Origin of the sequence: Mesorhizobium sp. M0848 (assembly GCF_040319805.1) — a bacterium.
GTDB lineage: Bacteria > Pseudomonadota > Alphaproteobacteria > Rhizobiales > Rhizobiaceae > Mesorhizobium.
In genome coordinates this window covers 253,742-272,611 of sequence record NZ_JAMYOM010000005.1, presented here as the reverse complement: position 1 = coordinate 272,611, position 18,870 = coordinate 253,742, and the positions used below count along the sequence as shown (strand labels likewise).

13 protein-coding genes are annotated in these 18,870 nt (G+C 61.6%); 4 read left to right on the top strand and 9 right to left on the bottom strand.

The window, feature by feature from the left end:
- The first annotated feature begins 7 nt into the window (after positions 1-7).
- The 3 genes from NKH95_RS07905 to NKH95_RS07895 all read left to right on the top strand — a co-directional run bounded on the left by NKH95_RS07905 (position 8) and on the right by NKH95_RS07895 (position 2,852).
- Positions 8-307, top strand: coding sequence for a hypothetical protein (locus tag NKH95_RS07905; RefSeq protein ID WP_245273064.1), 300 nt, complete (start codon positions 8-10; stop codon positions 305-307).
- A 186-nt stretch (positions 308-493) separates the two neighbouring features.
- Positions 494-1,600: an OmpA family protein gene (locus NKH95_RS07900; RefSeq protein WP_023809170.1), complete on the top strand. Its 1,107-nt coding sequence runs from the start codon at positions 494-496 to the stop codon at positions 1,598-1,600.
- A gap of 7 nt (positions 1,601-1,607) precedes the next feature.
- Positions 1,608-2,852, top strand: coding sequence for a caspase family protein (locus NKH95_RS07895; protein ID WP_352440785.1), 1,245 nt, complete (start codon positions 1,608-1,610; stop codon positions 2,850-2,852).
- Here the strand turns inward: NKH95_RS07895 and NKH95_RS07890 are convergent.
- A complete protein-coding gene (locus NKH95_RS07890; RefSeq protein ID WP_245273063.1) occupies positions 2,834-3,463 on the bottom strand; it encodes a DUF6931 family protein in 630 nt (209 codons plus the stop codon). The genes NKH95_RS07895 and NKH95_RS07890 overlap by 19 nt on opposite strands.
- A 161-nt stretch (positions 3,464-3,624) precedes the next feature.
- Between NKH95_RS07890 and NKH95_RS07885 the strand changes: the two genes are divergently transcribed.
- Positions 3,625-4,161 (top strand): OmpA family protein, encoded by a 537-nt coding sequence (locus tag NKH95_RS07885; protein ID WP_352440784.1) that lies wholly within the window; start codon positions 3,625-3,627, stop codon positions 4,159-4,161.
- Between the two features lie 37 nt (positions 4,162-4,198).
- Here NKH95_RS07885 and NKH95_RS07880 read toward each other — a convergent pair whose 3' ends face one another.
- The 8 genes from NKH95_RS07880 to tagH form a co-directional block, all read right to left on the bottom strand.
- Positions 4,199-5,812, bottom strand: coding sequence for a caspase family protein (locus tag NKH95_RS07880; RefSeq protein WP_023809167.1), 1,614 nt, complete (start codon positions 5,810-5,812; stop codon positions 4,199-4,201).
- A 216-nt stretch (positions 5,813-6,028) separates the two neighbouring features.
- Positions 6,029-8,398 carry a M23 family metallopeptidase gene (locus tag NKH95_RS07875; protein ID WP_352891285.1) on the bottom strand — a complete coding sequence of 790 codons (2,370 nt, stop codon included), beginning with the start codon at positions 8,396-8,398 and terminating at the stop codon, positions 6,029-6,031.
- A complete protein-coding gene (locus NKH95_RS07870; protein WP_023809165.1) occupies positions 8,395-8,805 on the bottom strand; it encodes a DUF1036 domain-containing protein in 411 nt (136 codons plus the stop codon). Before NKH95_RS07870 ends, NKH95_RS07875 begins: the two co-directional genes overlap by 4 nt.
- Positions 8,806-8,910: 105 nt before the next feature.
- Complete coding sequence (locus NKH95_RS07865; protein ID WP_023809164.1) at positions 8,911-11,379, bottom strand: serine/threonine-protein kinase; 2,469 nt, start codon at positions 11,377-11,379, stop codon at positions 8,911-8,913.
- Positions 11,379-12,158, bottom strand: a complete 780-nt coding sequence (locus NKH95_RS07860) for a PP2C family protein-serine/threonine phosphatase (RefSeq protein ID WP_023809163.1) — start codon at positions 12,156-12,158, stop codon at positions 11,379-11,381. The genes NKH95_RS07865 and NKH95_RS07860 overlap by 1 nt, the downstream gene beginning before the upstream one ends.
- 165 nt (positions 12,159-12,323) lie before the next feature.
- Complete coding sequence (gene tssM, locus NKH95_RS07855) at positions 12,324-15,881, bottom strand: type VI secretion system membrane subunit TssM (RefSeq protein WP_023809162.1); 3,558 nt, start codon at positions 15,879-15,881, stop codon at positions 12,324-12,326.
- Between the two features lie 22 nt (positions 15,882-15,903).
- Positions 15,904-17,403 (bottom strand): type VI secretion system protein TssL, long form, encoded by a 1,500-nt coding sequence (tssL, locus tag NKH95_RS07850; protein WP_023809161.1) that lies wholly within the window; start codon positions 17,401-17,403, stop codon positions 15,904-15,906.
- A gap of 303 nt (positions 17,404-17,706) precedes the next feature.
- The gene (gene tagH / locus NKH95_RS07845; protein WP_352609940.1) at positions 17,707-18,753 is read right to left on the bottom strand and encodes a type VI secretion system-associated FHA domain protein TagH; all 1,047 of its coding nucleotides are present in this window, start codon (positions 18,751-18,753) and stop codon (positions 17,707-17,709) included.
- Between the last annotated feature and the right edge of the window lie 117 nt (positions 18,754-18,870).

The window sequence follows — 18,870 nt, the reverse complement described above, 5'->3', positions numbered from 1 at the left end:
GGCAATCGTGGGCAGGGCAGTGAAGCAGGCATTGATCGCCACAGTTCTATCCGGCGCTCTGGTGGCAGTAGCGGGCTGCATGTCCGTTGCGCCCGCGCCCAAGGCCGAACCGACGGTGACGACGACAAAGCACAGGCCGAAGCTCATTCGCACGACGACCACGCCAAAGATCACCAGGCAGAAGAAGGCTATCGCCAAGAAACTCGTCGAACCGACTGAGGAAACCGCACCTGTCGTCGTTCCACCTTTGGGCGGCGGCAATGGCGGCACCGGTGGCACTGGTGGCGGAGGCGGCGGCTGGGGATAATGCTAACAGCAGGTCAGGGTTTCGCGGCACCGCTCGCCGAGGCCGCCTGCCACCATTTGACACGCCAACTCTGCCCCCGGACCTTGACCGGAAGACCGGCTGCAACTGCTCGCCAACCAGCCGCAAGTGCTCTATGCTCTCGCCAGGTGTCGTGTCGATACGGTGGTCCTGGTCAGGGGGCGTTCCATGTTCGAAGTCGTCGCATTCTGGTGGAAGACGAGGCTGAAAGGCCCCGCCACACGAGGTCTTGGCCTGATCGTCGCGCTTTCCGGCTTGCTGCTACTCGCATCGCAAGCCGCCAACGCAGCGCCGAACTGGACGCTTGATCCCACGGCTTCGGTGATCACCTACCAGTCGGTGAAGAAAAACACGATCGTCGAGACAAACAAGATCAGGAACATCACCGGCACGCTCAGCTCGGCGGGTGATGCCAAGGTCACCTTCGACCTCAATTCGGTCGATACCGGCGTCGACCTGCGCAATGTCCGCATGCGCTTCCTGTTTTTCGAGACATTCAAATACCCGACGGCCGAGCTGACGGCCAATGTGGATCCCGCCGCATTCGCCGATCTCGCGACAAAACGCAGGGTGAAGTCGACGCTGCCTTTCCGTCTCAATCTGCACGGCGTCGACAAGGACCTCGAGGCCAGCATCGTCGTCACCATGATCAGTGACGACATGGTCTCCGTTGCTTCGGAAGCTCCCGTCGCGGTTCACGTGGAGGATTTCGGCTTGCTGCCGAACGTGGACAAACTCCAGCAGGCGGCCAACGTCACCAACATCGTGCCCACCGCGTCGGTGTCGTTCGATTTCGTCTTCACCGCCGACGGCAGCAAGCCCGCTGCAACCCAGACCGCCGCGGCGAGTTCGACCGATGTAGGTCCCGTTGCCACCGACGCCGCCAAGGCGAACTTCAGCGATGAGGAATGCTTGAACAGGTTTGCCGTGCTCTCACGCACCGGCGCCATCTACTTCCGGCCGGCCAGCGCGCGGCTCGATGCGAAAAGCCGCCCATTGCTGACGGAGGTCGAAGGTGTCGTTGGCAAATGCCCAAGCCTGAAGGTCGAGATCTCCGGCTATACCGATTCCGATGGATCGCCGGACGCAAACAAGCAGTTGTCGGAGCGGCGCGCCCACGCGGTTGCCGACGCCTTGATTGCCGAGGGTATTCCGCGCAATCAGGTCAGCGCCGCCGGCTATGGCGAGGAGCGGCCGGTTGCCGCCAACGATACGCCGAAGAACAAGGCGCTCAATCGGCGGATCGAGTTTTCCGCCACCAAGCCCGTGAACTGAGGTTCCGGTGAGGTCCGATCTGATCGCCTGTTGCGGTGGCCTCTTTCGTGCCGCCGGGCTTGCCGCGCTTGCCTTGCTTTTGACTGTAACAGCCGCCAGTGCCGAGCGCCGCATCGCGCTGGTTCTGGGCAATTCCCAGTACCAGCACGCGGCGCCGCTCGCCAATCCGGTGCGCGACGCCCAGGCCATGGCCGAACGCTTGAAGAAACTCGATTTTGAGGTCGTTTCCGGCTTCGACCTGACCAAGCTGCAGACACAGGCGACGATCGTGCAGTTCGCGAAACAGGTGCGCGGTGCCGACATCGCGCTGTTTTTCTATGCCGGCCACGGCCTGCAGGTTTCGGGCAAGAACTATCTGCTTCCAGTCGACGCTGCGCTGGAAGATGAAACCTCCGTCGACTTCGAAGCCGTGTCGGTTGATTTCGTTTTGCGCCAGATGTCGCGAGAGACCAGCATCAGTCTGGTGTTTCTCGACGCTTGCCGCGACAATCCCCTCGCCGAGGTGCTGGCCAAGACCGCGGGCGTCAACGGCGCCAGCAGCGGCCTTGCCGAGATCCCGGTAGAGAATGGTGGCACCGGCACGCTCGTCGCTTTCGCCGCCAGTCCCAATCAACTTGCCTATGACGGGTCGGGCGAACATTCGCCTTTCACCTCGGCGCTCCTCAAGCGTATCGGCGAATCCAACGTCTCCATCACCGACGCCATGAACAGGGTCACCAGCGACGTCTTCAAGGCAACCTCCGGCAAGCAGCGTCCCTGGATCAACGTTTCGCTGAAAACGGATGTCGTTCTGCACAAGGTCGATCTCAATGCGCCGTTGATCGTGGGCGAGGCGAGCGCACCTCCAACCGAAGGCGGCTCCGACGCAAGCAACACCGGCGCTGCAGGCGCATCAGGCCAAAGTGACGACCAGCTTGCGCTCGATGTGCTGCGTCAGAAGATCCCCAGGCTGGCTTCGGACGATCCGATCTTTTTCGACCATCCGATCGATTTCGGTGATCCGGCAATCGATGGCAAGAGCATCGCCCAGCTGATCAAGGGCAAACCCCTGTTCAGCCCGGTGGAGGGATTGGACAAGTCGGTATGGGAGGACAAACATTGCGACGGCTGCCATGAATGGGACGAGGCACGGCTATGCGAACAGGCGAAAAATTTCGCCACCAACGATGCTTCTGTTTTGCGCCTGCAACATCCACTTGGAACGCGCTTCAAGGTGGCGCTTGCCAAATGGGCTCAAGGTGGCTGCAAGTAAGCATCCGCCGATTGGCGCAGGGCCTCGATCTCGGCCATCTGGATGCCCATTTCGACAAACGCGGAAAGAACGGCAAAGCGGTCCACCAGTGCGACACGCGCCAGCCCGGCCAGAACACCCGCATTGATTGCATGGGCGGCAGGAAACGGCTGCAAGGCCGATGGTGCTTCTGCGCCGACAACAGATCCGACAATAAAGGAACCATTGTCACGCCATCCCGCCGCCCGGGCAATCCAGGCTCCCGGCGTTGTTGGCGGCGTTGCCTCTGCCTGGCTCACCGCGGGGCGATGGCTGTCCGGTTCACCGACCCAGTCGCGAACATAGGCGAGCAACTCGTGATCAGTTCCATCGAGCAACTCGCTCAGATGGCTCAGGCATTCATGCGCCCACCAGACCGCAGCCCGGTCGGGAAGCAGGTAGGCACAGAACGTGATCGCCTCTTCGGGAACGCGCCCGGCGAGCAGGTCGCGGCAAAACTCGATCGATTGCTGTTCGGTTGGAAGGGCTCTCATGTCCCGGGCAATAGCGGGACAAGCCATGAAGAGATCCTGTGCCGTTTTGAATCGGAGCTCATTGGCCATGACCGCCACGCCTTCATCGAGAAGCTCCAACCACTCAAGCCCCAGGCGCGGCGCGGGTCAAGTCTCAACCGGTGACGCTGCAACAACTGCCGGCACCGCCGCATCCCCTGGCGTTTATCGACAGACAATTGCCCCGGAATTTGGTATGATCACCACCATCGAAATCGGATGCTCAAACAGGAGTAACCGCTATGCAGTGGGGCAGTTCAGCCTTGGTGTTGGCAGTCGTGTTTTTCTCGACTCACGCTTCCGCCGACCCTGTTCAGAAATCAGAAGACATCGTGAAGTTTTTTGCCGGCGCCGCCGACCTCGGCAAGTCGCGAGGAATTTGTGTAGGAACCGAGGAAGAGTGCAACAGCAAGACCAAGGCAAAAGACGCGCCGGCCGAAAAATCCAGCCTCGATATGCTGATCAATTTCGGGTTGGATTCGGCCGAACTCGACGCGACAGCGCGCAGTGAACTCGACGAGTTCGCCAAGGCCCTGAAGGACAGGCGGCTGAGCACATTCAACTTCGTTGTCGAAGGCTACACCGATGCCACCGGCACGGTCCACTACAACGAGGGCCTGTCGCAACGGCGAGCGCAATCGGTGGCAGCCTTCCTGACGGCCAATGGTGTCGAGGCCGCCCGCATCAACCCGATCGGCATGGGCGAAAAGAATCCGCGCAGCCCCAACCCGTACGATCCGGCTAACCGCCGCGTGGAAATGCGGATAAAGACGCAATAGCACCTACCGCGTGCCACTGTTCCAGGAACGCCGGCGGTCAGTTCTTGAGCACGCCGCCCACAGCCACACCGGTGCCGAAGATCAGCGCCTTGGTGAGGAAGTCGTTGTTATCCCGGGGCGGCGGAAGATCATCATCCTGCCGCACCACTGTGTCCCGGTTGCGCCGCTTCTGAACGACCTGCTGTTGTTTGCGGGGTTTCTGTGCCACCGGTCTCTGCGTGCGGACCTTCTTTACCACCTGTTTTTTCGGCTGCGTCGCACGGGCCTGATCGGCAGCATATCTGGCGCGCACGGTTTCCATCATCGGATCAGTCTGGATCACGAGGAATGCAAGTTGCTCGCGTGTCAGATAGCTGGTCTGCGGCAGGCCGTTCTCCACCTGCCAGATACCGATCGCCTGGCGGGTCTGTGGGCCTATGTTTCCGTCGACGCGGCCAAGCTCGTTGCCCAACGCTTCGATGCGCAATTGCAAGTCGATGCGACCCTGGCGGTCGAGGCCAATGGCATTTTCCGTCAACTCGGTGCCCGGTGTTTGCTTCACCTCGTCGGGGACGCCGACCGAGGTGCGCACTGCGGAGCCGGAACTGGCGTTCGCCTGGTCCGTATCGAGTGCCGCGACCTGCCGGTTCTGGGCTTCCGGGTCGTTCAATTCGTCGATGTTCAGCCGCGCCACCGTGGCGAAGCGGCCGTTTGGGAACTGCTCGAGATAGGCCTCGTAGAACGGCACCGAGTTGCGCTTGGAGGCTTCATCCCAGAGCCGCTGCTCGACTTCCCAGGAAGGCGGGTCACCAACCACCAGCGTGGGGGCGGTTGCCGCCCCGGCATTGGCAGGCTGTGCTTCAGGCGCCGCCACGACAACGGGTTTTCCAATGAAGACCTCGCGCCCCAGCGACGCGTTGTGCCAAGGCCTCTGGCGACCTTGCGTCGTCTCGGTCACTTCGCCGCGCACGCGCGTCAGCGCGCTCTGGATCTCAATGCCGGGTTCGGTCAGGTGCCTGGCGAGCGCCGTGGAGTAAGGGCTGTTGACGCCGTTGCCGTCGAAAGCGATGGCGCCCGGATCCGTTGCATAGGCGATCAGGATGCCGCCCGTGCCTACGCCGTCCGATCTTGCTTCGATCGGTGCCAGACCGGACCCCAACGAACGCGACTTCGGCAGCGAGGCGGCCAACGTCCTGGCGAGTGGATTGTCGCGGCAGGCATCGAGTATGATGACGCCGACCGCCGGATCAGGCGGCAGCGCCGCCAGGAAGTCTTCGACCTGAATGGTGCGGGTCTTGAGATAGGCCGGCGACGTCAACTCGGCGTCGACCGGTATCAGGAAATTCTTGCCGTCGACCTGCATGCCGTGCCCGGCATAAAAGATGACGGCGAGGTCGGCATCGTAAGACTGCTCTGTGAACCGGCTGATGAGGCTGTGCATGCCGGCATTGTCCTGATCCATCCCCTCGATCACCTCGAAGCCGGCATTGCGCAGCGTGGAGGCGATGAGGTGCGCGTCGTTGGCGGGGTTGGGCAAAGCGACAGCATGAACATACTTGCTGTTGCCGATGACCAGTGCGACGCGCTTGGCGTCGGGCGCGGCTGCCTCAGCGCTGAACGCGGCAAGGATAAAAAGGAGAAATCCGCTCAGAAATACGATGAACGCTTTCATGGACCAGCCCTCCGCCCAGCAGGGCGCACTGTTGATGTCTGCGCATGCTCAATTTCGTCAGCGACAATGTCGCTTATGCCAAAATGGCTCTTGGGCGTATGTGATCCTGACCACGGTCTTGGTTCACAAAGGACCCGAAAAAAGTTGTCCATAGTAACACTTTGCAGCCGGAACACCAATGGTCTGACGGTGAACTCATGAACCGCGAGGGCAGGTTCAAAGGGTATTCTGAAGCGAGCTTATGACGGCCGTGATGGCTTGCTTGTATTCTTCGAACTCTGGCGACGTCTGGCGCACTTCCGTCGTGGTCGATACCGGTTGGCCTGCGCCGGTCCCCGCGGGGCTGAGCTTTCGGCCCATTTTCCTTTCGGCCCAGTCCACGACATAGCCGGCGGTCTTGCCGGTGAGGAACGGGTTGGCCTGAATGACGGCCGACCCGAGCACGGCGCTCAATTGCGCCGAACTCGACGCCGACAATACCTGATGGGCGCCTTCCATGCCCAGGAAATGGCAGAGATAGAGCCGGCCGGCTGTGATCTGGTGGCCTCGCGCCCGAAGATAGGCTTCACCCTCGCGCGCAAGATTGCGCACCATCTCGCGCGAGATCGTGTAGTCGTAGCGCAGAGCAAGGAGATCCGCATTTGAAAGTGTGCGCGCCAGTTCGGGACGGTAGGTGTTCATCATCCTGATCCAGGTCTTCGATATGAATTGGCCGGCACCGGTTGCTGAAGAAAGCGGGTTCTTGGCGCGGGCGCTGCCACCACTTTCGACATGAACGATACGGTCGGTCAGTGTTTCGACAGCAGGATCGCTCGTTGCGACCGCGGCGGTCACCGTGCCCAGCGGGTCGATCGCCCCGCCATTCTGATAGAGTTCGAAATGCAGATGCGGCCCGGTCGACAGGCCGGTGGTGCCGATATAGCCAATGATGTCGCCGGCCTTCACCTTTGTGCCGACACCGCTTGCTATCGCGAATTTCTGCATATGCGCGTAGCGCGTCTCGCGTCCGTTGGCATGCGCAATCTTCACCAGGTTGCCATAACCGCCGCCGTCGCCCTGGAAGGTGACCTCGCCGTCGAAAGCGGCCGCGATCGGCGTACCCACCGGAGCCGCCCAATCGACGCCCTTGTGGATGCGAACCACGCCCAGAATTGGGTGCTTGCGTGGACCGAAGGTGGACGTCATGACCCCGTTGACCGGCGTGACCATGCCGTTGATGACCGTCAGCGAGCGGATCTGATCGTCGCCGGTAACGCATGCAAACTGACCGTCGCTCTGCTGGAAGACGAAGCATTCGAAGCTCTTTTCAGCACCCTGCACGCCGACATACAGCACGCGTCCGTCGGTCTCGCCCTTGCCGCGCGGCGTTTGTGAATAGATCAGGACAAGGCGCTGGTCCTCGCTGGCGAAGGCGTCCAGGTCCCGTCCTCTCGATAGGTACATGATCGCTTCGCCGATCACGCCGGTCGGAACTTTGTTGCGCGCCGCCGTCGAATAGATTGCGTCGAGCAGGCGATATTGCCGCTTGTGCGTGCCTTCTTCCGGTGCACCCGAATAGTTGAACAGATCTTCGCGGACCCAGGGATCGACACCCGATACGAATGCACCCGCGGCGTTGCGCGTCAGCGTGCCGACAAAGACGCTCTTGGCGTAGATCGACACCTGCATGAGCGACATTGTTGTCGTCTCGCGCGTCGGCCTGAAACCACGCATGGCGACGACATAACCCGGTTCCAGGCCTTCCCGGTTGAAAAGCGCCTTCAGCGCTTCGCCCGCCCGCCTGGCGTCCTCGACGGAGAAATGCGCATCGAGCGCAACGCTGTCCAGGCTGCGGTCGTTGAGGATTTTCACGAACGTGTCTTCGGTCGCCTCGAACCGCTGATACTCATTCGTGACGGTTGCGACACTCGTGTTGTTTTCGATCTGTGTCTTCTGGAATGCGGGCAGGGCTGCTTCGCCTGCATCGATTGTTTCACCCCAGCCGGCTTCGGGATCGTCGGTGCCCATCTGCTGCCCCGAAGCAGCCGGAGCCTCGTTGGGGGCAGGCGAGGGCTGAAGATCGTTCTGCAGATCCCCCGCCGGCGGCTGAAGATCGTCCTGCAGATCGTTGGACGGCGGCGGGGCGGTCTGCCGTTGCGCCTGGAAGAATGCGAAGTCTTCCTGCGTCGACGGTATCGTCGTCATGAATTTTTCGCTGGCGCTGAGCATCACATCCGACAGGATTTCGATCTGCGGAGAAATCCCGGCCTGATCGAGATCCGCCGGCTTCGCGATCGAACGGCCCCTCGACGTGGCGTCGGCGTCGGGGGCAAGGGTGATCCACATCGGGTCCCCGGCAAGGTCGATAATGGCAGGCACATAGACCGATGCATCGGCCGGCACGTCGTCCACCCCTTCGACCGCGTGAAGCTCTTTGTCTTCGTCGCCGAACGACCAATAATCGGCGGTGAGGTAGAAGCCCACGGCGATCGACAGCATGATGATCGCGGCAAGACCGGCAAGCAGCCGGCGCAAGAGCCTGCGTCTGCGAAGCGCAAGGCGCGCCTGCTTCTTCTGCCTGAAGCTCGTGTCGATAGTGTGCGTCACGGGCTGTTTCCGGTCAGGAAGAACGTCCACCGCGCCTGTTCGAGCGTATCGACTTCGAGAAATTGCGCCGCGATATGGCCGCGTTGCCAGCATTCGTCGATGCCGCGGGTCGAGAAACGCCTTCGCTCGATGCACATTTCGGTCGATCCCGTCAGGATCGCGTGGCCGAAGACGTCCGTTGCGTAGATGTAGATGTAGCGGTTGGTCAGTTCCTCGCGAATGACATTCACGCACTGATTGGCGCCGATGGTCCACCAGCCGTCTGTCTGATCGGCATTGTCGACCTTCTGGCCGACTGCGAGATTGACGACGTCGAGTGTCTGATTGCAGACCGTGAATTCGGCTCGCGCTTCGCCGGATGACAGCACAGCCAGCAGCGCGGCGCCCGCGATGACCGCAAGCTTCATGTGGCCCGCCAAGGCGAGCAGGGCGCGAACCGGTTCACACTGCTTTATGGGCAGGTCGGCAGACGAGTGGGGCAAACACGAGCAGCGTTCCATCGGGCGCCCATGCTATCCGCCGAGCCGGAAATACTTGGCAGTGGCTGAGAACTGAGATCCGTTGGTCTCGATTTCCTCGAGAATTTTGGGTAGCAGCGCCGAGGCTGGCGTCGGCGCCGAGAATGCGGCCGCCTCAATATCCTGGGGTCCCGTGATCACCATTATGATCTGCGGCACGGCCTTTCCAGCGGCCTTGTCGGCGGCGCCGAGGCCAATCGGGATGCTGAAGGTGGCTTTGTCCGACTGTGCGACGATGCGATCGTCGAGATTAAACACCATGCCCTTGTGATCGATCAGCAACACGCTGGAAATGAGCCCGCCACGCGTCACCAGCGTGCCGCTGATCGGCGTACCGTTCGGCACCGACGTCCGGTCGAGAACAAGCTGCGGCTTGTCGGCCGCGGTCTGTCCCAGAAAGCGCAGAAAATTGGTGACTTCGCACTGGCTCGGCTCAATGAGGCGGACGCTGATGTCGGGCTCCACATGGAATTTCGCCTGGAAATCGCCCAGCATGCGTTCGAATGGCTGGACCGCTGTTCCAAATCCTTCGATCGCGGCTGCGGTGTCGGTTGGCGAATTCATGGTCGCATAGAAACAGTCGCCGCCGCCGAAGTCGCGAACCCAGGAGACTCGTTGCGCGATGTCGTCCACGGCCGGAGGAATGGCCGGTTTGGGTACGTTCAACGCGACGACAGGTTGGTCCGGCTGCTTGGCCGCCGGTGGCACAGTCTTTTGGCTCTCGGCGTTCGCGGCATCCGTCTGGCTTGCAGTGGGTTTGGGCGCCGGCCCGGCAACCTTGGGTTCTGCCGGCTGGCTGATCTGCGGCTCCGGTTTGGGCTTTGGGCTCTCCACAAACTCTGGCTGGGCCGGCGGTGTCTTTTCGGATGGCTGCTGCGCGTCCGTTGCCGATGACTCCGGGGGGCCCGCGGTTTGCGCGGGGACAGTGGGCTTGGCCGGCTCCGGCGTTTGCACTGCCTTGGCATCTGCCTGGCTTCCAGCCGGCGGCACGCCCGCCTCTGTTTGCGGTTGCGCTTCCATTGCCGGCGGTTTCTCAGATTCCTCGGTCTGCGAAGGGAGTTCGGCGGGCTTGGCCGGCTGCGGCTTTTGAGCCGCCGAGGCATCTGGCTGGTTTTCAGCCGGCGGTACGCTGGCCTCCGGCTGCACGGGCGGAACTGGCTTTGCCGGCTCAGGGGCGTTCGCGACTTTGTCCGTGAGGGTCGGCGCCGAAGTTTCCGGTGTAGGCTTTGACGGTTCGGGCGCGGAAAGCGATGTCTTGCCGGCAATCGGCGTTGCCGGCGTCATGAAGCCGCTCAGATACAGGCCCGCGCCTGAGGCGACAGCTAGTGTCGCCAGGGCAGCGATCGCGATAGTTGGGGTCTTTGTGGATTTCTTGGGCATATCCGCAGTGACCGCGCGCGGAGGGCCGGCGACCGGCGAAGGCAGCGGTTCGGACAAATGCGCGGGCCGGACATGCGGGACGAAGCGCTGCTCGCCCGGGCCCGTTGCCGTCGGCGCGTTGCGTCCCGCGACATTGGATGCCTGGCCGCCCTTGGGATCAGGAGTAAGGGTTTGCCCGGCTGGCCGGTTGCGGGGTGTGATGGACGTCGGCGGCGTTGTTCCTTCGTCTTCGCCACGCGTCATCCTGGCGATATCAGCCATGCTGACCGGCCGGTCTCGCGGATCCGGTTGCAGCATGGCTTCGACAATGTCACGAAAATCGTCGTCGATATCAGAGAGGTCAGGCACGGCCCGGCGCTTTTCGATGATCTCGAACTGCGATCCGCTCATGTCGATCGGTTTCCCGCGCAGAGCGGCAGCCAGCACCAGCCCAAGGCTGTAAATGTCGGACTGTTCACTGACGTCGCCGCTGTACAGCCCGAGCTGTTCGGGCGAAACGTAGTTGTACTTTCCCGCGAACTTCCCGCCGATCAGTGTCTCCCCGCCCACGGTCGCCGATCGCGCTATACCGAAATCGATGATCTTTGCGCGGTCGACCCGGCCCCCCGGCAGGATGATATTGTCCGGCGAGAGGTCGCGATGGATTGCTCCCGCTTGATGCACGGCGCTCAGGCCGGATGCGAGGCGATGGCAGAGCTTGCGCACCTCATCCGTCGGCATCGGACCACGTCGCATGATGTCGTACAGCGACTCGCCGTCGACGAATTCCATGGCAAGGTAGGGACGGCCGATCCCGGGATCGATGGTGAAGACGTGGTATCGCACGACCGCATCATGCGACAGGTGGTTGAGGATCGAGGCCTCCTTGCGGAACAAGGACAAGATCGTCTGGTCACGGGCAAATTCGGGCAGCACGATCTTGATCGCGACATGGTCGCCGGTCTGGATGTTGTGGCCGCGATAGACCTCGCCCATGCCGCCGAATGCGATCCGTTCGTCAAGTTCGTAGATGCCGCTGAGCTGCGTACCGACAGCGGTGTTGGCCACTTGCGGCGATATTCGCGTCTTGTCATCGGCGCTCATCAGCCTCGGCCCTCCGCTCTGGACAGATCAGGGTGGAGCGATTGTCCATTGCGCCCGTTCCCAATCTTAACCAGCACAATGGTGACATTGTCCGTTCCGCCTCGCGCCAGAACCGTTTCCAGCAGGTTTTCTCCGGCCGCCTGAGGTGTAGCCGACACGACGGCGGCCTCGATCTCGGGGTCGGTGACATGTGCCGTCAGCCCATCGGTGGCCAGCACGAAAATGTCTCCCGGCATCAGTTCGCCCTGCTGGAAATCGATGACGAAGTCGTCACTGACCCCGATCGCATGTGTGATGACATTGCGGCGTGGCCAGGTGAGCGCCTCGACCGCGCTGATCATGCCTCGATCCAAGAGTTCCTGCACTTCGGTGTGGTCTTTCGAAATCTGCGAGATCGCGGCGTTGCGGATCAGATAAACCCGGCTGTCGCCCGCCCACAGGCAGGCAAATCGTCCGTCCATCGCCAACAGGGCGGCGACCGTGGAGCCGATGGTGATGCCGCGCGATTCCGATATGCTGCGGATTTCGGCATTGGCCCGGCTCAGCCTGTCCTCGAAGCGGGCCCGAAGATCGGGTGCCGAGCTCGCGATGCCGATTGTTGACAGATGATCGACGATACTGGCGGAAGCGACCTCTCCGGCGTCATGTCCACCCATTCCGTCGGCTACCACCCAGAGGCCAGTTTGTGGCTCGACTAGATAGCTGTCTTCATTGAGCTCACGGACACAGCCTTTGTGGCTCACGCCGAAGCTTTCGATGGAAAGGGCGACAGTATTCAAATTGCCACCAAGCGCTTTTCAAGCGTCCTTCTGCGGCGCACCTTTGGACGCTCGCTGGCGCCACTTTGCCACAGGCTCGAACATTAAAGTACCGAAAACTAAGGAAAACCGGGGTTTGAACTCTGGTCAGCGGATCGGCGCCATGATCAGCAGATCAAACCCATCTCAAAACGCCTTGGGACAGCTGAATCCGGAAAGGGCCGGGAGGAAGAAGTGGTTGGAGCCTGAACCTGTCTGGAGCGTATAAGTAACGTCGCGTCCGCCAATCACGAAGCGTGCTTGCATGTTGCTGTCGTGGCCGGTGACGGCAGCCTTGTCCAGAAGTCGCTTCAGGGCCCACGGCCCTTCGAACTTGATGGCGGATTCGCGGCCTGGCATCTCCGGCGTCAGGCTCAGACTGGCGGATCCGGAAGCCGCGCCGCTCGGCCAGGTCACTATGCTCGGCATGTTGCCCGCTTGGTTGCTCTGGACGGTCTGGCCGTCGACATCGAGCACCGCCGCATCGGCATCGCCATGCAGTGAGAAGGGCGTGAAGGTCACGCTCACCGAGGGCACCGAACCGCCCTGGGGAAAAAAGGCGCTACGGATTTCGGCCGCCAGCTGGAAGTTCTTCAGCGTCGACTTCGACAGGTCGCGGCCGAAGCGAGCATCCTGTTTCCAGCTCCAGTCCTGACCGGTCATATCGATCAGCGATGCGAGGTTCTGTGCGAAGAACCGGTCCATCAGCCCGCCCGGAGCGAACAGTTTGGCGAAATCCGCCATCGCGATGTCCTCGGTGCCATTGCGGGCGAAAGGATAACGGCCGTTGACCGCCGCCTCGCAGGGCTGTGTGACCGTCTGGTCGAGCATCTGGTTCAAATTTGCCACCGAGGTCTCGGTGACGTTGCCTTCAAACTCGTCTGCCGTCGCATTGACCATCCGGCCGAGTTGCTTGGGCAGTCGCGAGACATTGGCGCGAAGGGTGGCTATCTGGAGCTGCAGGTTTGCGTTGACGCGTTCCGTCTGGGAGGGGACGTCGGTCGCCAGTTGCAGGCTCTGGTAGATATCGCGGAAATTCTGGGTCAAGGCATCGATCGGGCGGTGTCCGGCAGCACCGCTCACCAGGGCCTGGAACGGCCTGAATTGCGCTTCGATGTTGGCCCCGGGATTCTGGTTTTGCGCGCTTAAGGATCCCGTGCCGGCACGGGTTTGCGATTTTCCGGTGGCGATTTGTATGCCGATGCGAGCCAGACCCTTGGCCACGCTTGCTGCGTCCTGTAACTGGCCCGCGCCGCCTTCAACCCCGGTGGCTGAGTCCTTGCCGGAAGCAGCGTCCCGCGTCAGAGCGGTTTCGTCGGCGATCGCCGTAAACAGCAGTTCGATCGGCGAGGTTGGCGAGGCGACGGCGGAAAGCGCGATATAGCGCGGCTTGTCCTTCAGCATCGCCTTGAATTTCAACCCGTCGAGAACGCTGTTCCACGCCGTTGCGAACTCCTTGCCATAGCGGTCGAGAAGTTCGGGACCGAGCTTGGGCAACTCCTGATCGATGCCGCCTTGCTCGCCGCCGCCACCGAGGACCCACTGGTCGTCGACGAGCGTCTGGGCAATGCGCGAGAGTTGCACGAGATAGAAGCTGTTGAAGCCGGCATAAGTATAGAGGCCGGGAACACGAAGGCCTGACAGATCGCCGCCATCGACCCGCTCGAACAGTAACGGGGCTTCCGGGCCGCTTTTCAGGGAAACAGAAAAATCATCCAGAGCTGCCGCGTATACTGCGGATTTGACCAAAGCCGAGGCACGGTCGGCAAGGCTCATGCGCCCGAGCGACCGTTGAGCGGCTTGGACGAGCGGCTGGTTGAGTTCGAAAACCGGATCGTAGGCGTCGTCCAAGGCAAGCATGGCACCCAGGTGCTTTTCGAGATGCTCGCGTCCTTCGCGGTTGTTTTCACCTGGATACCGGTTCTGCTCCCAATCGTGCTTCATCCAGGAAATGATCAACGCGTCGTCGACCTTCGGCGCCTTGCCGCCAAGCATCAGGTAGATTTTCAACGGCTCGTAGAGCGCGGCGGGATCGGCCATCCTGGCCTGGATCGTCCGCTCGGCCTGGATCAGCAGGCGCGATCGGAACATTCGTTCCAGCGCTTCCCGGTAAGCCGTCTTGGATGCCGAAAGAAGTCTCTCCCGCTGGCTGAGGCCGAACGTCTCCTCGATCGGTGTCGGCACGTCGCCGGTTTCGAACCCAGCCGGCAGATTGCGCAACTGGTCGAGCGGGCCAATGACGTTTTCGAGGTCGACATCGGTGACCTCGGTGCTTTTGAGCAACGCGTCCGCCGTCTGGCGATACTGGCTTATGGCCTGCGTGGTGGAGGCGATCAGCGACCTGTTGGCTGTGAAGCTCAGGGCTAGGGTGCCGAGGGCCGCCGCAGCGATCAACGCGATGGCGCCAAGGCCGGCGAACCTGGCGATCGTTGCACGTCTTACAGCTGATTTGTCATACGAAACCCATCCGGATTCGGCAAAAATGACGCCCGTCAGCAGATCGTGCAAAAAGAAGCTTTTGCCGGTTCCGGAAAGATGGGCGCGGGGGCTGCTGCCGAAATTGCGACCGATCGCGCCCAACACCTGATCGATTGGCGTTCCCTCTTGCGTGCCTGAAGAGAAGTAGAGTCCACGCAAGCTGACATTCACCTGGCTGCGGGTCGGATCGAACAGGCTGGCGATGAAATTGGTAATTCGCTCCTTCAGCGCGCCAAACTGCGCCGGAAAGCCAAAGATGGATATACGCGCGACCGGATCGGCCTCTTCCTGGAGGCGGTCAGGCATCTCCTCCACCAAGCGTCTTGCCAGTGCATCGAATTCGGCCGGAGCCTCGGCGGCCATATTCTTGTTGCGATCCGTGGTCTGGAATGTCGCGCCCCAGACCTTGCGCCGGCGCGGCTCGTCGAAGCCGCCGAAGTAATCCATGAACCCTGAAACCAGGTCGGCCTTGGTGAACAGCAGGTACACGGGAAACTGGATTTTCAGCGTCTCGTGGATTTCCCGCAGACGACTGCGTATCTCGACGACGTGAGCGTCAAGCTGCTGATCGTCGAGGCTGACGAGGTCGGCGAGGCTGATGGCCAGGATGACGCCGTTTATCGGTTGCCGTGCGCGGGCTCTCTTGAGCAGTGACAAGAAGGCAAGCCAGCTCTTCTTGTCGGTCTCGGCATTGGAATCCTGCGTCGTGTAGCGTCCGGCTGTGTCGATCAGGACGGCCTGGTCGGTAAACCACCAGTCGCAGGAGCGTGTTCCGCCAACGCCCGCAACTGGCTGGGCATCACCCGAACCGGCCAGCGGAAAATTCAGACCCGAATTGACCAGCGCCGTTGTCTTGCCGGCACCGGGCGGGCCGATGACGATGTACCAGGGGATCTCATAAAGGAAATTGCGTTTGCCGCTCGACCGCTTGAGCGCCGCCACGGCCTCATTCACGCGGGCCTCGAGCACCCGCGAGTCGTCATCGCGGTCGTCATTGTGTGTGACCACGGTTTCGAGTGCTTTTTGCGCTTTTCTCGCTTGCCAGAAACGCAGGCCGTAGAAAAGCGTGAGCGCTGCCACGATCACCCCGATGATAGTCGCGCGCAGCCAGGCAGGCCCGAGAGGACGGGTATCGGCGAAGCGGATCAAGGGTCCGGCAAACCACACTGCCGCCGCAAAGCCGGCCAGCGCAATCATGCTGAATATCCGCAGCAGCCAACGCGTCATGGCCGCTCCCGACTGGCCGTGCTCACAATGTTTCCTCCTTGGCGATCATCACATCGACACGGCGGTTCTTGGTGCGGCCTTCCGGCGTCGCATTGTCGGCGATCGGTTCGTCCTCGCCCTTGCCGTCCACCGTTAGTCGCGAAGGATCACTGAACTTCGGTGCCATCATTGCTTCGACGGCCTTCGCTCTGGCGACGGAGAGATCGAAGTTGGACTTGAATGGGCTCGATTTCCGCGGCTTCACATTGTCCGTATGGCCGACAATCCTGATCGGTCCGCGCTCGGGTTCCAGAGCCGCGGCGATATCTGCGGCAATGGGCTGGAACTCCGGCTTCGCCTCGGCCCTGCCGGACTGGAACAGCAGGAGATTGTTGATTTCCACAACGATGAAGTCGCCCTTCGTGCCGATGGTCAGCCCGCCGCCTTCGACTTCCTTGGCCAGTGCCGAACGGATGCGATCGATCTGCGTGGTTGTGGCGACGGGTGGGACGATTTTCGCCGGCTCCGCCAACGGCGCCACGCTGGCCCGTTCGATGGTAATCGGCGTCGATGGGTTGAGCGCCAGCAATTCACCGGCGGCAGCGTCGCCTTCGTTGGTGATGAAGACCCGCAGTGCGAAGAACGCAGCAGTCAGCAGCGCCGACACGGCTGCCGCGACGACCCAGAGCGGCAGGCGTGTCGACGGCTGCGTCATGGTCGACGCCAAGCCCTGCCAGTGGGGCGAGATGTCCGCGTCCGCGCGTGCCCTGAAATAGCGAAGCGTTTCGTAGACGTCGCGCCGAACGCGTTCGAGATTGCTGTCTTCGCGCGTCAGGCCCCGGTACTGGCCCTCGAACCCCAGCGACAGGCAGACATGCATCAGTTCGAGCAGATCGTAGTGTGCCTCGGGACTGGCCAGGACCTTGTTCAGCGCTTCGAAGAAGCCTGTGCCGCTGGGCTCGACGTGAAAGAACTGCGACAGCATGCTGTGCTGCGCCCAAGTATCTTTCTGTGGCCAAGGCAGGTTGCCGACGAGATCGTCGGCGGTTTCGCAGAGGATGAATTTCGCAATCCGCGCATCCTCTTCGGCAACACCTGATTTCTCGACTGTCCTGTCGAACCTATCGATCGCCTCAGTGACATGTTCGGCCAACGGCTCGGCTTGTCTCTCGACGGGGATAAGCCTGAACTGGCCGAACAGCATCAGCAATGGTGCGGCCGCGGCAAGGATCGGGTTTGCCGCGGAATATCTGACACTGTCCGTGACATTGAGCAGGGTCTCCTGCCGTAGAGCTGCCTCGGAAGCGCCGCTTCCTGCCGAAGCGGAAGGGGCTCCTTGATAAATCACTGTCCCGGATGCCCAGCCCGGCGGTGTATGCCGGCCGATGCCGGGATCGAATACGGTCGAATCCTTGATCTGCGAGGTTTGCCCGTCATCCGCGACGGGCACTTGAGGGACCGGCGCCGGTTTTCGCTCACGCCGTGGAGGGGCGCGAATGACGGTCTTGCCAGCCGGGCCGAAAGGATCGTCCTTCGAACTCATGGACGATCGTCCGTGCAGGCGGTGTGCCCGCGACTGGGTGAGACAGGCGCAAAACGGTTTCTCGTCAGGTGAAGGAAACGCAACCCCTGCCGACCCTGACAGTGTCCGGAGGAAGGTAGGCTATATCTTACTATCCCGCCGAAAGATGACATTTGCCGCAGACCCCCAGGTCGATCAGCCTTAGCCGCTTAGCGAATTGTCGTATGCGATCGTAATCTCACAAACTCTCGATTGGAACCGGATGCCGCGCACCAAAGAGGTTTTCTTCGTCGACTTCAGCCTCGCATCCCCCTTTGGGCCTGTCTATTTCTGCTTGTCGGCCTTGGCATAGGCCTCGCTGAAATAGGCCAGGAATATGTCCAGCATGCCGTTCTCGTGGGCTTCCTCCATGGTTCGCCAGGTCGCGACAAAAGCGTCCCAGGCCTGGCTTTTCTTAGACGAGAACGATGTCGGGGGGAGTTTCTTTCCGATCGCCTCGGGCGACAGATCGTCGAGCAGCCGCGACAGCGCAGCTTGCATGGCGGCATAGGTGGCGAATTCGTGCGTCTTGAGATCGCGGAATGCATCTTTGATGCTGCGCCTGGCATCCAGATAGCCGGCCCTGCGGCGGGCGAACATGATTTCGAGGATGTCGTCGGTTCCCGGGCCGAACTTCAGGGGGTTGTTGTCGGCGGCGCTGATCATCGTCCGTTGTGTGCTCTTGGCCAGTATTTTCGCGGCCGTGCGCGCTTTCAAAAGCATGGTCAGTTCCTCGACCACAGTCCGCAGGACCGTGCCGATTTCGGCGGCAACTTCATGCGGATCGCGCGATTGAAGCAATTCCGGCGAGATGCCGGCCGCGATCGCGATTTCCCGCAGCACTTCGTCTCTGGTCGAGGGGAGAGGCGGTTGCGACGAGAACGCCGGAGCCGGAACCCGCTGCCCGGAATGTTGCTCCGAAGGAGTGAAGAACGGCTCGGCGGCGAATTCGAGCGGCCGGCCTGTCGCGGCCGGCATTTCTCGTTGTGTCGAACTGATATGGCCTGTCGTGGCGGGCTCGTCGTCGATCGATACGAAGATGACATGGCGGCCGATCAGCACCCGGTCGCCATGGCTCAGCCGATGCGGGCCGGTCATGCGCTGGCTCGATCCGTTGATGTAGGTTCCGTTGCGCGAGACATCGTGCAGCCAGAAAGCGCCTGCCTCGTAGCGAACCTCGCAATGCCGGCCGGAGATGAACTTGTCGGGGTCCGGCAAGGTCCAATCACAAGCCTCGCGTCCGATTTCGAAGCCGCGATCACGCGCCGCGTAACTGGTCGAGATGCCCGCAGGCAAGGCGTCGACATTGTTGATTTGCAGACTGATATACATCGAGGATCGCCGTCGAACGCTGATCGATACTCCACATTCTAGCAGTTTGCACATCCAGCAGGACAGCGGCGTTTCGAGCCAATGCATCGGCAGGGTAAGGTTTTTCCGCTGTGCATC

Excerpts from the sequence above, each read along its gene's own strand:
- NKH95_RS07870 (WP_023809165.1), bottom strand. The coding sequence starts at position 8,805 with ATGAAGCTTGCGGTCATCGCGGGCGCCGCGCTGCTGGCTGTGCTGTCA.
- tssM (WP_023809162.1), bottom strand. The coding sequence starts at position 15,881 with ATGACGCGTTGGCTGCTGCGGATATTCAGCATGATTGCGCTGGCCGGC.
- tagH (WP_352609940.1), bottom strand. The coding sequence starts at position 18,753 with ATGTATATCAGTCTGCAAATCAACAATGTCGACGCCTTGCCTGCGGGC.
- NKH95_RS07865 (WP_023809164.1), bottom strand. The coding sequence starts at position 11,379 with ATGAGCGCCGATGACAAGACGCGAATATCGCCGCAAGTGGCCAACACC.
- NKH95_RS07900 (WP_023809170.1), top strand. The coding sequence starts at position 494 with ATGTTCGAAGTCGTCGCATTCTGGTGGAAGACGAGGCTGAAAGGCCCC.
- tssL (WP_023809161.1), bottom strand. The coding sequence starts at position 17,403 with ATGAGTTCGAAGGACGATCCTTTCGGCCCGGCTGGCAAGACCGTCATT.
- NKH95_RS07880 (WP_023809167.1), bottom strand. The coding sequence starts at position 5,812 with ATGAAAGCGTTCATCGTATTTCTGAGCGGATTTCTCCTTTTTATCCTT.
- NKH95_RS07885 (WP_352440784.1), top strand. The coding sequence starts at position 3,625 with ATGCAGTGGGGCAGTTCAGCCTTGGTGTTGGCAGTCGTGTTTTTCTCG.